Source organism: Pseudoalteromonas sp. PAST1, from assembly GCF_021532515.1.
GTDB lineage: Bacteria > Pseudomonadota > Gammaproteobacteria > Enterobacterales > Alteromonadaceae > Pseudoalteromonas > Pseudoalteromonas simplex.
This window is the reverse complement of sequence record NZ_JAKGBH010000025.1, coordinates 25,675-39,734: the sequence shown is the minus strand read 5'-3', so window position 1 is coordinate 39,734 and position 14,060 is coordinate 25,675. Positions and strand designations below refer to the sequence as shown.

The 14,060-nt window shown below is 40.9% G+C and carries 11 protein-coding genes; 4 read left to right on the top strand and 7 right to left on the bottom strand.

Annotation, left to right across the window (positions count from 1 at the left end):
* Positions 1–15 precede the first annotated feature (15 nt).
* From L1272_RS13420 to L1272_RS13405, 4 genes are read left to right on the top strand one after another with little or no spacing between them, the layout of a single operon-like run.
* Positions 16–1,608, top strand: coding sequence for a DUF4331 domain-containing protein (locus tag L1272_RS13420; RefSeq protein WP_235373643.1), 1,593 nt, complete (start codon positions 16–18; stop codon positions 1,606–1,608).
* Positions 1,609–1,622: 14 nt separating this feature from the next.
* A complete protein-coding gene (locus L1272_RS13415; RefSeq protein WP_235373642.1) occupies positions 1,623–2,135 on the top strand; it encodes an Ig-like domain-containing protein in 513 nt (170 codons plus the stop codon).
* A gap of 39 nt (positions 2,136–2,174) precedes the next feature.
* A complete protein-coding gene (locus tag L1272_RS13410; protein ID WP_235373641.1) occupies positions 2,175–3,167 on the top strand; it encodes a tetratricopeptide repeat protein in 993 nt (330 codons plus the stop codon).
* A 9-nt stretch (positions 3,168–3,176) separates the two neighbouring features.
* Entirely contained in the window at positions 3,177–3,686 is a 510-nt protein-coding gene (locus tag L1272_RS13405; protein WP_235373640.1) for a hypothetical protein, read from the top strand.
* A 126-nt stretch (positions 3,687–3,812) separates the two neighbouring features.
* On the opposite strand, the gene L1272_RS13400 is transcribed toward L1272_RS13405, so the two are convergent.
* The 7 genes from L1272_RS13400 to L1272_RS13370 all read right to left on the bottom strand — a co-directional run bounded on the left by L1272_RS13400 (position 3,813) and on the right by L1272_RS13370 (position 13,838).
* Entirely contained in the window at positions 3,813–4,430 is a 618-nt protein-coding gene (locus tag L1272_RS13400) for a TetR/AcrR family transcriptional regulator (RefSeq protein ID WP_235373639.1), read from the bottom strand.
* A gap of 128 nt (positions 4,431–4,558) precedes the next feature.
* Positions 4,559–5,962, bottom strand: coding sequence for an efflux transporter outer membrane subunit (locus L1272_RS13395; protein ID WP_235373638.1), 1,404 nt, complete (start codon positions 5,960–5,962; stop codon positions 4,559–4,561).
* Positions 5,962–9,093 (bottom strand): efflux RND transporter permease subunit, encoded by a 3,132-nt coding sequence (locus L1272_RS13390; protein WP_235373637.1) that lies wholly within the window; start codon positions 9,091–9,093, stop codon positions 5,962–5,964. The genes L1272_RS13395 and L1272_RS13390 overlap by 1 nt, the downstream gene beginning before the upstream one ends.
* 12 nt (positions 9,094–9,105) lie before the next feature.
* Positions 9,106–10,269: an efflux RND transporter periplasmic adaptor subunit gene (locus L1272_RS13385; RefSeq protein ID WP_138599815.1), complete on the bottom strand. Its 1,164-nt coding sequence runs from the start codon at positions 10,267–10,269 to the stop codon at positions 9,106–9,108.
* Positions 10,270–10,482: 213 nt separating this feature from the next.
* The gene (locus L1272_RS13380) at positions 10,483–11,571 is read right to left on the bottom strand and encodes a 6-phosphofructokinase (protein ID WP_235373636.1); all 1,089 of its coding nucleotides are present in this window, start codon (positions 11,569–11,571) and stop codon (positions 10,483–10,485) included.
* Between the two features lie 71 nt (positions 11,572–11,642).
* Entirely contained in the window at positions 11,643–12,056 is a 414-nt protein-coding gene (locus tag L1272_RS13375; protein WP_235373635.1) for a hypothetical protein, read from the bottom strand.
* A gap of 87 nt (positions 12,057–12,143) precedes the next feature.
* Positions 12,144–13,838: a cyanophycinase gene (locus L1272_RS13370; RefSeq protein ID WP_235373634.1), complete on the bottom strand. Its 1,695-nt coding sequence runs from the start codon at positions 13,836–13,838 to the stop codon at positions 12,144–12,146.
* Positions 13,839–14,060 lie beyond the last annotated feature (222 nt).

Sequence of the window (14,060 nt, the reverse complement as noted above, 5' to 3'; positions counted from 1 at the left end):
ACTAAGGAAAAAGTCATGAACAAAGTAATACCATCTCTAATCACTATTGCAGTATGTAGTACCTTATTCACTTCTATTTCTGAAGCATCTAGCCACCGAGAAGCACCTAATATTACGCGCTTTCCAACGTTAGATTCGACTGACTTTTATGCTTTTAATAGTTACGAAGAAGGTCGAGGTGACTACGTAACCTTTATTGCCAATTATATTCCTTTGCAAGATGCCTATGGCGGACCAAACTACTTTGCGATGGATCCAGACGCGACTTATAGCATCCATATTGATAACGATGGTGATGCTGTTGAAGATATGACATTCGCATTTAATTTTAAAAGTATGTTACCGAACAACAATATGGGAGTTGCTCTTACCGTCGGCCCCGAAGGTAATCAAAGAACAGTCGCAGTTCCTCTAAAAAATGTTGGTGGCGTTTCAGCAGGCAATAATGCTGCCGTTAATTTCAGTGAGTCATATACTGTGAGTGTAATTTCTGGCTCACAACGTTCCGGCACAAAAAGCATGCTGACAAACATCACCAATAGCAGCAACGATTTTTATAAACCTCTCGATTACATTGGTAATAAGACATTCTCTTCAATGGCTTCATACCAAGAGTACGCAAATCAATTTGTTTATAGTGTCGCACTGCCTGGATGTGATGGCATGGGCAAAGTGTTTGTAGGTCAAAGAAAAGACCCATTTGTTGTGAATCTAGGCAAAACATTTGATTTAGTTAATTACGTCCCTGTTGAAGGTGATAGTGCGCCAGGTGCTGGCGATGGTGGTGGATTCCCAGGCGGGATTACACAAACAGCTGATAATGATGACTTAGCTATGAAGAATGTCACTGCAATTGCTGTAGAAGTACCAAAAGCCTGTGTAATAGGTGAAGGGAATGGCACAATTGGTAGCTGGACAACGGCAAGTTTGCCCCAAGCACGCATTTTAAATCCTAATGCCGCATTTGCAAAAACTTCGGTAAATGGCGGTGCTTTAACGCAGGTTTCGCGTCTTGGTAACCCATTAGTGAACGAATTAGTAATTGGCCTTAAAGATAAAGACACATTTTCTACTTCAGCACCTGCCGATGATGGTCAATTTGCCGACTATGTTACCCACCCTTCTTTACCTGAATTATTAAATATTCTCTTTAAAGACGCTGTTAATACGACGTTGGGCACAGATATTGAAACATTGGCACCGACTAACTTCCCACGAAATGATTTAGTCACCGCATTTTTAACGGGTTTCCCTGGTGTAAATCAACTTGCTACAGTAACGCCATCTGAAATGCTGCGCTTAAACACAGCAATTGCCGCAACACCTCAAAATGAACAATCAGCATTTGGTGTCGCAGGTGATGATTTAGCTGGCTTTCCGAATGGCCGTCGCCCTGGTGATGATGTAGTTGATATCGCATTACGTGTTGTAATGGGCCGTTTATGTTATCCGATCCCTGTTAATGGCACAGACACTGATCTTGGTTTATGTACATCAGATGATGCAAGTGTTGGTAATGTACCTTTCACAGATGGTGCGCCTCTTGATGCAAGCATGATGGATAGCAGTTTCCCATACCTTGCTACTCCAATTGCTGGTTCTAAATAAACAGGAGAGTCATTATGTGTAAATTACAACTCTCAAGTATCACACTCATTGTATTGTCTAGCTTACTAGTCGCTTGTAACGATAGTGATAGTAAGAAAAATATGGATACTGAAGTCGTTAATTCAGCACCTAGCGCAGAAGATGCAATGGTAACCACTCAGACTGAAACCGTTATTAACGACATGCTCGAAGGCTCAGACCCTGATGGCGATACGTTAACGTTTAGTTTAGTGAGTGAGCCAAGTTTAGGTACTGTAAATGTAAATACGGATGGTAGCTATATTTATACGCCAAGCCTAGAGACTGTCGGTTCTGATAGTTTTCAATTTGCAGTCAGTGATGGTGTGAATAGTCAGGTAACAGCAACAGTAAGTATCACGATAGAGACCTTACAAGTTGACTTTGCAACGCTTGGTCGCGCCGCATTTATTCAAGATGTAAATGATGAACCTCTTCGATTGAATGGTCGAGAATTTATTAATACAGGTTCTGAGGCAAATTTTGATGATCTATTAAACGGGAATTAGTTTTTAGCTTGGCCACGGATGGCTATTTCTGGAGCAATCATGAAATATCTTTTATACATAGCTTTCGTTTTTAGCACTTACAGTCATGCGGATCCTTATATACCCAATGATAAAGATGTTATAGCCTTATCAAGCAAACCGAAAGAAACTGAATTCACTAAAGAGCAACTAACCGCCTTATTTAATAAAAGCCAATTTGTTGGTCAAACAGAAACAAATCAAGGTATGTTAAAAAGCTATTTAGAAAAACAAATTACTCTAACCGAAGATCCCGATATACATTATTTTTATGCTCGCTTACTACAAAGAGAACATGAGTTTGAAACAGCAATTAATATTCTGACAGAAGTTATCTCACGCAAACCTGATCATACGAATGCTATTTTATTAAAAGCAAATTTACTGATGGTTAAAGGTCGATTTGAACAAGCACTTGCACAGTGTTTATCATTATTTGGTTTAGTTGGACTGGAAACTATTTCTACCTGCTCTCTCGATGTTAAGAGTCAAACAGGTGAACTTGAGCAAAGTTATCAAGCTTTACAAACCATTGTAAAAGAATCGTCAATGACTAGAAACACGCGTCATGTGCTCGCAGAGATGGCCTATAGGTTAGGCTATCCAGAACAAACGATAACTTACCTCAGTAAGCTTGACCTAAAAACAGCCCCTGTCAGTTTAGTTGTTCTATGGGCTGACGCTCAAATGGCAAAGAAAAACCACCAGCTAGTATTATCAACGTTAGCACGTTTAACTGCTGAAAATACTAACTTGGAAGACGCTATCTTATTACGCCTAGCGCAAGCTGAAAAAATTGAGAACCAATCAGATAAATGGCAAGAAAAAATGAGAAAGCGAGTGATACTAAGAGAACGGCGTCAAGACACCTATCATGCCAGTGATTTAGCTTTGTATTACTTAACATTAGATAAAAATAATGTAAAAGCTAAATATTGGGCAGAAATGAACTGGCAACAAGCTAAATTAGACAGTGATAAAAAACTTTTAGCACTCACTAACACTAGCAATTAAGGAATTATCATGAAAATCTTAGCAGCGGCTTTTTTATTTTTAATAGCATGTAGCTTTAAAATAAACGCCCATCAATTAAGTACAGCGTATCTTAACTTAACAAAAACCGAAAACGAGCAGTTAGTGTTAAAAGGGCAATGGCAAGTTGCTGTTATTGACTTAGAACATGTTATACCTTTTGACATTAACACAAATGATGTAATTACATGGCAAGAGATCAAGACCCAAGAAGAGAGTATTTTAAAATACTTAGCTAAACATTTGGTTGTGAATCAGAATGACATAGGCTGTAAGCTGCATAAAGAGGGGGATTTAAAAATCGACTCACATTTTAATGAATCATATATTGTCGTGCCTGTTCAAATAACATGCCCTACAACACAAGCATTCACCATAAACTACAGTGCGTTGTTTGAAGTTGATGCTAATCACAAGGCAATTGCTGACATTGCAAACTTTAGTAGAGTGTTCACGTTAAGTGAAAATAATCAATCATTTGATACCAATTTACCTAATTAGTACGTCGATTGATAGGTATGAAAACCCTATGCTACTTAGGCAAAATTTCGTTTTGTAAATCGATTTATTGCCATGAAATTTAGTTCGTAACTATCTAAAGCTTTAGTAAGCGCTAGTAGATGCGCTTTATTCAAAAGGTAGTAACAAGGTTTTCATTGTTGGGCGAAGTGCTTTAAGTAATTCATTAATATCTAGATCTGGGTTCAGCATTTTGCGTAGTAAAAGCCCCCCCATCACAGAAAACATCACTTCAATACGAGCATTCACTTCTTCAAGTGCCGTTCCTTGTAACGGCCCTCTTTCACCCACTAATAATTCGCGCATTGAATCACGGGCGTGGCTATCTGACTCACGCAGTAAGTTAGCGACTTTTTCATTACGTGCTGCTTCGGCAAGCATTTCTAAATCAAGCGCACCTTGATTTAAATCGGTATGGCGCTCAACGCCTCGGTCAAGACCATCTAGCAGAACAGTGACACGATCGCCGGGTTTATCAGCAAACTCTTTAAAGATTGAGAACATTTCTTCCATATCACGTTCAACAATCGATTCTATAATTGCTTCTTTACTGGCGAAGTAATTATAGATATGGCCAGCACTCATACCCGCAGTCTTCGAGATTTCCGCCATTCCCGCGCCATGATAGCCTTTACGTCGAAAACAATCTGCCGCGGCACAAAGCACTTGATTACGTCTTGCCTCGGCAAGCGCAGGGTCACTGTGTCTTTTTGTTTTTTGCGTCATGGTTTCTCCAAGCTTTACTGACTAGGGTTAACTTTAATTTAAACAAGGTTTACAGGATCTTAATCTTAGAGGAGAGTCAAAACAACTAAGAACCTGCAAAACCTTAAATAAATTATGCTTTTGCTGATTTATTGCACAGTATTTTGTGCATTCCAGCCGCCGCCCAGTGCTTTATACAAATTAATTTGGCTCGCCAAATACGCTTGCTTACCCAAAATTAACTGTTGTCCTGCACTGTACCAATTTCGTTGTGCATCCAATACTTGCAAGTAGCTGTCTGCGCCTTTTTGAAAACGCGCATCCGATAAAGTAAAAGATAGCTCATTACTTTGGTACAAATCATTCAGGGCATCTAGCTGGTGCATATAACCTTCACGGTCAGCAAGGGCATCAGAGACTTCTTTAAATGCCTGTTGAATGGTTTGCTCGTAACTGGTTATTGCCATTTCTTGCTGTGCTTTTGCAACATCGAGATTAGCTTGATTGCGACCCATATTAAAAATAGGCAAGTTTACTGAAGGTACAAAACTCCAAGTACCTGAACCTGAATCAAAAAGATTACTCAAGTCAGCAGAAGCTGTACCCGCATTCGCGGTTAAACTGATGCTTGGATAGAATGCCGCTTTTGCCACACCAATATTTGCATTGGCTGCCAATAAATCATGCTCTGCAGCTTTGATATCAGGTCGCTGAGTAAGAAGCTCTGACGGTAACCCTACTGGCACATCCGGTAAACTCAGTACATCATCAATATTTTGTGATGGTAATAAATCCGCAGTCACGGTTTTACCCACTAAAAAATCGAGAGCATTTTTATCGCGCTTTAATAAACGCTGATAGTTTGCGATATCAACTTTCGCGGTTGCTACTGTGCTTTCAAGTTGCGATAGCGTTAACTGAGAGGCAGCACCCAGAGCAAATGTTTTACGGGTTAGCTCTAAAGACTCCTGCTGAGACTTTAAAGTCTCGTTTGCTAAAGCCAATAGCTCTTTGTCAGTCGCATAGTTAAGCCATGCATTCACTAATTCAGAAATCAAACTAATGCGTACACTGGTTAAACTGTATTCTGCAGAATACAGGTTTTGCAAAGCTTGCTCTGATTGGTTGCGGACTTTGCCCCAAAGATCAATCTCATAAGCGGTTAGGCCTACAGTTGCTGAATAGTTTTCAGAGATAGTTGCTTGACCAGTACCAGATAAATCTGCCGGAAGACGCTGACGGTTTCCCGATGCATTGAGATCAATGCTTGGGTAAAGTGCAGAATCTTCAATCTGATACATTGCTCTAACCTGCTGCACATTCAGTGCAGCAGTTTTAATATCTTTGTTGTTTTCAAGCGTTAGCGCAATCAACTGTTGAAGTTGCGCATTACTGAAAAATGACTCCCAATTGAGCGCATTGATATCGCCTGCTGTACCTTGGGTATCATAGTTTTGAGCAACAGGTAATTCACGTTGCTCCATATCTGGCGCCATATTACAGGCAGATAACATAAGTGCAGCAACAGACACTGAGATAAGTTTAGCTTTCATTATGCCTGCTCCTCATTAGTTGATTTTGTTTTGCCTGGGAATACTCGGCGCACCAGTACAAAGAACAGCGGCACAAAGATTACCACAATGGTCGATGACGCAAGCGTACCGCCAATAACAGCAATACCGAGTGCGTTTTGTGCACCTGAGCCTGCACTTGATGCAATTGCCAGTGGTAGTACACCACACACAAATGCCATTGATGTCATAAAGATTGGACGTAACCGTAGACGAATAGCTGCTACCGCGGCATCGACAAGTTTCATACCTTCATCCATTTTATGAATAGCAAACTCTACAATTAAGATGGCATTTTTTGATGCCAAACCTATGGTGGTTAATAGACCCACTTGTAGATAAATATCGTTTGATAAATTAAATACAAATGACGCAATCGACGCACCAAATACACCAAGCGGTACAATGAGCATAACCGCTGCAGGAACTGACCAGCTCTCATATAACGCCGCTAAACATAGGAATACAACCAATAATGAAAGTGCATAAAGTAATGGCGCTTGACCACCACTTAAACGTTCTTCATATGAAATACCTGTCCATTCGAACGATACACCCGGTGGTAACTTCTTAACCATTTTCTCAACTTCAGCCATCGCTTGACCCGTACTGTAACCCGGTGCAGCAGCACCTTGGATTTCCATCGCTGAGAAGCCGTTATAACGCTCAAGACGCGGTGAGCCATAAGTCCAATAAGAATGAGCAAAGGCAGTAAATGGCACCATGTCACCATTATTGTTACGTACATACCACTCATCTAGGTCTTCTGGCACCATGCGTGATTCTGGCGTACCTTGTAAGTACACTTTTTTCACACGACCACGGTCAATAAAGTCATTTACATAGCTACTACCCCAAGCCGTTGATAACGTATTATTGATATCTGCTTGCGTTAGGCCTAATGCTTCGGCTTTTGCTAAATCAATATCAAGCTCAAGCTCTGGCTTATCTTCTTGACCATTCGGGCGCACACCTGATAACACCGGGGTTTGTGCAGCCATACCTAAAAACATGTTGCGTGCTTCAAGTAGTTTTTCGTGACCTAGGCCAACCCTATCTTGTAAGAACAAGGTGAAACCGTTTGCAGTACCAAGCTCAACAACCGCAGGAGGTGGGAAAGCAAACACGAATGCTTCTTTAATGGTTGAGAAGTACCCCATGGCTTTACCTGCAACCGCACCGACGGTTAGATCAGGGCGTTGACGCTCATCCCAGTGTTTTAAACCCACAAAGCCGATTGCCGCGTTTTGACCAGAACCTGCAAAGCTAAAGCCTGTTACCGTAAAGATAGATTTTACCGCTTCTGATTGTTCTTCTAAGAAGTGATGTTCCATCTTTTCAACAACTTTTAACGTTTGCTCTGTTGTCGCACCGGCAGGTAAGCTGACTTGGTTAAACAAAATACCTTGGTCTTCATCTGGTAAGAATGCCGATGGTAATTGTGAGAAAATAAACACCATGCCACCCACGATTAAACCGTAAATAAGTAAATAGCGTTTACTGTGCTTGATCATGCGAGACACAAAACCTTGTGTACCCGAGTTCGTTCTGTCAAAACCACGGTTAAAGCCAAGGAAGAAACGACCAAATAAAGATTTATCGTTATGTACATGACTTGGTTTTAGCATTGTCGCACATAAAGCTGGCGTTAAAATCAATGCGACAAGCACTGATAAACTCATCGCAGTTACCAAGGTAATTGAGAACTGGCGATAAATAACCCCTGTTGAGCCTGGGAAGAACGCCATAGGCACGAATACTGCCGAGAGCACCATCGCAATACCAACAAGGGCACCTTTGATTTCATCCATTGATTTACGTGTTGCTTCAAGAGGAGATAAGTTCTCTTCAGTCATAACACGTTCAACGTTTTCAACAACAACGATGGCATCATCTACCAGTAGACCGATTGCAAGTACCATCGCAAACATGGTTAGGGTATTAATTGAGAAGCCAAACACTTGCAAGATAGCAAACGTACCAAGCAATACAACAGGTACTGCAATAGTCGGAATAAGTGTTGCTCTGAAGTTCTGTAAGAATAAGTACATGACCAAGAACACCAGCACAACAGCTTCGATTAGAGTGCTTACTACTTTCTCAATTGAAAGTGATACGAATGGCGTCGTATCGTAAGGAACAACCGTTGTTAAACCTTCAGGGAAGAAAGGCTCAAGTTCAGCAAGAGCGGCTTTTACGCCATCTGCTGTATCAAGTGCATTAGCACCACTGGCAAGCTTAACACCTAAACCTGATGCCGGTTTGCCGTTAAAACGCGCAACAACACCGTAGTTTTCACCACCTAATTCAACATCAGCAACGTCACTTAAACGAACAACTGAACCATCAGCATTGGTTTTTACAAAAATATTTCTAAATTGCTCAGGCGTTTGTAAGCGGCTTTGTGCAGTCACCGTTGCATTTAATTGCTGGCCACTCACCGCTGGCAATGCACCTAGTTGACCTGCTGAAACCTGCGCATTTTGAGCACTGATTGCAGCACTAATATCAGCAGGAGTTAATGAGTACTTCAGTAATTTAGCTGGGTCTAACCAAATACGCATTGCATATTGAGAACCAAACAGCTGTACTTCACCGACACCGTTTACACGCGAAATAATATCAAGCACGTTTGATGAAACATAATCACCGATATCGATGTTGTTCATACTACCGTCTTCAGATACAAAGCCTACAACCATTAAGAAGTTACGAGCCGATTTTGCAACCGATACACCTTGACGCTGTACTTCTTCTGGTAATAACGGTGTTGCAAGCGACAATTTGTTTTGTACTTGAACCTGTGCGATATCAGGGTCTGTATCTGCACTAAAGGTTAAGGTTAACGTCGCTGAGCCGTTAGACTCAGAGGTTGAAGACATGTAGAGCAAGCCATCTAGCCCTTTCATTTTTTGTTCAATAACCTGTGTAACCGTATCTTCTAGAGTACGGGCCGACGCACCAGGGTATGTGGCTTGAATACTAATTGCAGGTGGTGCAATGGATGGATACTGCGCAACCGGCAAACTTCTAATTGCTAAGATACCTGCCAGCATCACAACGATAGCAAGCACCCATGCAAATATGGGCCGATCAATAAAAAATCGTGACATTAAGTTTCTCCGTTACTGGCTGTTAGCTGCTGATTCTGCAGGCATTGCATTGACTGGTGCACCTGGGCGGATTTTCTGTAAACCTTCAACAATTAACTTATCGCCACTGTTTAGGCCGTCTGTCACTAACCAATTTGAACCAACAGTACGATCAGTTTTAAGCACGCGTGCTTCTACGGTATTGCCTTTGCTTACTACCATGGCAGTAGGCTCACCTTTGGTGTTTCTGCTTACGCCACGCTGTGGTGCTAAAATCGCATCACTTTTCACACCTTCAACAATCACTGCACGAACATACATACCTGGCAACAGTAATTTTTCAGGGTTAGGAAATTCAGCACGCAAGGTTACTGAGCCTGTGCTTGGATCAACAGTCACTTCAGAGAATTGCAATGTACCTTTATGTTGATAAGTACTGCCGTCTTCCATCTTTAATTCAACTTTTGAATGTAAAGCGGCATCTTTATCAAGCTCACCCGCAGCAATGGCTTTTTTCAAACGTGTTAGTTCACTGCTTGACTGGGTTAAATCAACATAGATTGGGTCTAATTGAGTAATGGTTGCTAATGCTGTTGCTTGATTAGCACTCACAAGGGCACCGGCTGTGACATCTGATTTACCAATTTGGCCACTAATTGGCGCTAATACTTTGCTGTAGTTTAAATTGATTTCAGCGGTTTTAAGCTGCGCTTGAGCCGTTAGTAAATCAGCTTTTGCACCTTTGTATGCTGCATCAGCTTCGTCGTAATCTTGTTGGCTTACAGCTTTGATGCTCAATAGCTCTTTGTAGCGTTCTGCTTTTGCCTTGGCATTAGCAATACTGGCTTGAGCTTTAGTAATAGCGGCTTTACTAGTCGCTACTTCAGCTTCAAATGTAGATGGGTCAATCTGATATAAAGCTTGGCCTTTTTCAACCTCAGCACCTTCAACAAACATACGAGACTGAATAATACCGTTAACCTGCGGACGAATTTGCGCAATACGTGAAGCAGCCACACGACCTGGCAATTCTTTAGTTAGTGTAAGTGGTTTACTTTGCATCTCAATAACGCCAACAGGAACAGCTTGAGCTGCCTGCGTTTGCCCTTGAGCCGATTCTGATTGGCCGCAGCCTGATAATAAAACAGCACCAGCCAAAGCTGACACTGCAAAAAATGGAATGCGAGAGCGCTGCATGTGTAGTTCCTTAGTTTAGAGTGAACGATCATTCTAAACCAAAAAAGGCACAGATCAACCATCTTTAAAGAACTTTACATTAAATAAAATGCTTGCTTTAACGCATGAATTTTGTGCAATACATAAATTGCGCATTGAATTATTACGAACGTAACTGAGAAAGTTGTTTTAAAACTATTAGTTATGCGAATTGAAGTTATATCAATTCGCAGATTATTCGCCTAAACACATGCCCATTGCGCGGGCACTTGTTATTAAAGGATGTTCTAGAGGAATGACGCGATATTCAGAAGTAGCTTCTTTTAAACTGATTGGTTTAATTTCACCGTCTTTACTGACAGGGATAAAACCAAATTGGCCTTGCTTTACTAGCTCAAATGCTTGCACCCCAAACTCTGCTGCAAGCACCCTATCAAACGCATTAGGTGTGCCACCACGTTGAATATGCCCTAATACGGTTACTCTTACATCAAGGTCAAGCGCTACACGTATTTGTGAAGCAAGCTGCTCAGCAATACCACCTAGTACAGGGTTTTCGTAACCGAGTTCATTTGATTGTTTACTAACAACACCACCAGCAACAGGTTTAGCTCCTTCTGAAATGACAATATTGGCAAATCCGTGGCCTTTATCAAAACGTGATGTTAGTTTGGCTTTAATCGCTTCAATATCGTAAGGAATTTCTGGAATAAGCGCGACTTCTGCGCCAGCTGCAATAGCAGAGTGCAAACAAATCCAACCGGCATCGCGTCCCATTACCTCAGTCACAATCACTCGGTTATGACTTTGCGCTGTTGGTATTAATCGATCAATTGCTTCGGTGGCGGTGTCGACAGCAGTCTGAAAACCAATTGTGTAATCAGTGCCATATAAATCATTATCAATGGTTTTTGGTACGCCTACGATATTTAAGCCATGCTCAAATAAATGCTGAGATACCCTATGCGAACCATCACCACCAATATTTATAACGGCATCAAACCCAAGTTGCTTAATAATACTGATTAACTCATCAGAGCGGTCAATAAACACTTGTTCGCCTGCTATTTCAGCAGGAAAAGCGGTTGGATTCCCTTTATTAACAGTTTCGAGAATTGTTCCACCACGAACATGAATACCCGCCACCACTTCACTAGTTAAGTGTATAATATCATTTGGTTTTTCAAGCACACCAAAGTAAGCTCTTCGGCTACCATACACCTGCCAATTGCCATCATGCTCGGCTGCTTTAACCACCGCTCTGATCACCCCATTAAGCCCAGGGCAATCACCCCCACTTGTTAATAGCAGTAATTTTTTCATTGTGTTATCAACTTCGTTCACTGATTAATTACAGATTAGCTTATATGTTGAACTTTCGCGTATGACTTACATCAACTAAAGTTCGGTTTCTTATGAGTAGAAAAAAGCGCAGCAAAAAGCACTAGTAATAGATACTTAGGCAGACTAGTCAGTAAAGTGGTGTTATCAATATTTGCAGAAAAGCTGTTAACAGCAAAATATAAATGCAGCGCTAAAAATGGTGTCAGCAATATAAAGTATGAATACGCTTTATCTTTAAGGTAAAGAGACTTACTAATGAGTAAAAATACTAAAAGTAACGCTAACAAAGGAAGGCCTAAAGTAACGATATCAACCATTGATAAAGCAAAGTTAGGTGACAAGTCATAAAGGGCTGAAAGTACTTCGGTTGGAATCGCAATAGCTGAACCATAACCTATGACTGGTATAGATAAATAGGCAAATAAACAGCCAAAAATAAATAAAAGTAGTACGTTATATTTCATAACCCCATTCCATGGTTTGTTCATTATTAGCCTTACGCTAACTAATAATGAACAAATAATCCACTACTTTTTCAGTACCTTACATCGTTAGAATGTCTTAACTTTAAAGGCTAGGTTTTCTACCGCACAGCCTGTACTACTGGTGTTTACACGGTAATAATGAGTATTGTCAGTGGCATTTAAATCCAATAAAAACTCATCATGCTGAGCGACTGCTTGTTGCTCTTGTGTTAAGCACATAGCTTGTACAAGCGAACGTAATTTAGCATCTGAAAATATAGTGCCAAAACGCTGCATCGGCAGTGGCGGAATTTTAATACTAGGGAGTGCATTATCAACAGTTCGTTTAGCTAGAGTAAAACCATCCTTTGTTACATCAATAACTGCACCAGCAGGCCAATAACTGATTGCTCCGTTATTTTTAGCGTTAGATTTAACATGCACGACACCGCTTTTACCAATCACCGTCATTAGTGCGGTTTCACCAGCTCGAATTGATACAAGGGCGGTGGTCTCATCAATGCCAAAACCATGCTGTTGCCCGGTATCTGCCAGTAATCTTGCCAAACGCATTGTTCTGTTGCGCTCGCTAAAGTGTGTATCAAGAACACCATAAGTAAAGCTGCCAAGCCCACCTTGTTTTTCATAGGTAAGACTATCAGCCGAAAGCTTATCACCGCATTCATTTTCACAGCGCTCACTTGGCGGTGATACTGCAAACGAGCCTTCTCTCATTGCCGCTAAACTTGTACCATTTGAAATCATCGGCACTGTGCCATAGGCATTTTTACCACCACTTTGCACCGCTGTACCTGCGCTTGTGCCAACAAGTAATGGTCTTTGTAAAATTGCCTGAGTCCAAGGATATTGCTTACCGTTATCATCAAACAGTACTTTTCTGGTTAAACTCTGATCGCCACCGTTAAACATAATACCCGTCGCGTTTTTAATCAGCTTAACTAAATGATCGACCCCTTTATCACAAAGCGCTTTTTCGGCCTTGATTCGATCAGGGTAAATAGTCTCACGATTAAAAACGCCCATAGACTCTGTACGTAAAGATTCCAAACTCTCACATTGCTTACTAGTAATCGCAATTGCTAAGGCGGGTGTTAGAGGTAACCAGCTTGATTCAACACCAGTAAAGTTTAATAACCCTTCATAAAAGTCAGCTGATTCATATGGATCTCTGCTTGATGCAGTAACCGCTAAAATTGTTGGTGATTCGGTGGTTGTTTTTAATGAAGCAGCAACAAAGTCTAAAACATCATTGGCTGCACGTTCGTTATTATCGCTTGTACTTACCAACTCTTTTTGGCGGGTCGAATCTGTATTTGATACAGCCACTTCAAGTGAGTCTATGACAAAGTTGTATTCTGAATCAGTAAGCTCGTTTAGTAACTTGTTATCTAAATCGCGCCAAGCCCATAAAATATCACTTTTGGTGATCACACCTGACTTTTGACGTGCAATCTGTGCTAATACCTTAAGCGTTTGCTGACGATTTTTTTTGTTCTTGGTTGGCCAATTTGTCTTTATTGCAGATAAAGCATCATTATTTAATCGATATTGATTAGTCTGTTTACCACTAATCTGTTTATTCGAAAGACAATTTTTAGGGCTCATACTTGAGCAGGTGGTCAAAGATCCGCCAATTAAAACCATCGTTTGCTGTTGATCATTTGCATAGACTTTGCTGTCAAATGATGCGAAAAACAAACTAAATACCAAAGAAAAAGCTGAAGTTTGATATTTAGTCTTTTGCTCCTTAAGGATGTTCATATTGTTACACTCTTGTAAAAAAATATTAGAAAATTGCTTGCGCAGCTTTTTGTTGCTTGCTATAAAAAAAAGGAACATTTAAAAACGCGAGTAAGCTAGCACTGTATCGCTAGCTTTGTCAAAAGACCTTACGGATTGGAATTATGTTGAAAAACGCATTATCGCTTTGCACATATTTCTACTCTCCACACTACCTTTCGGAGTGGTTTGACGAGTAGCCAC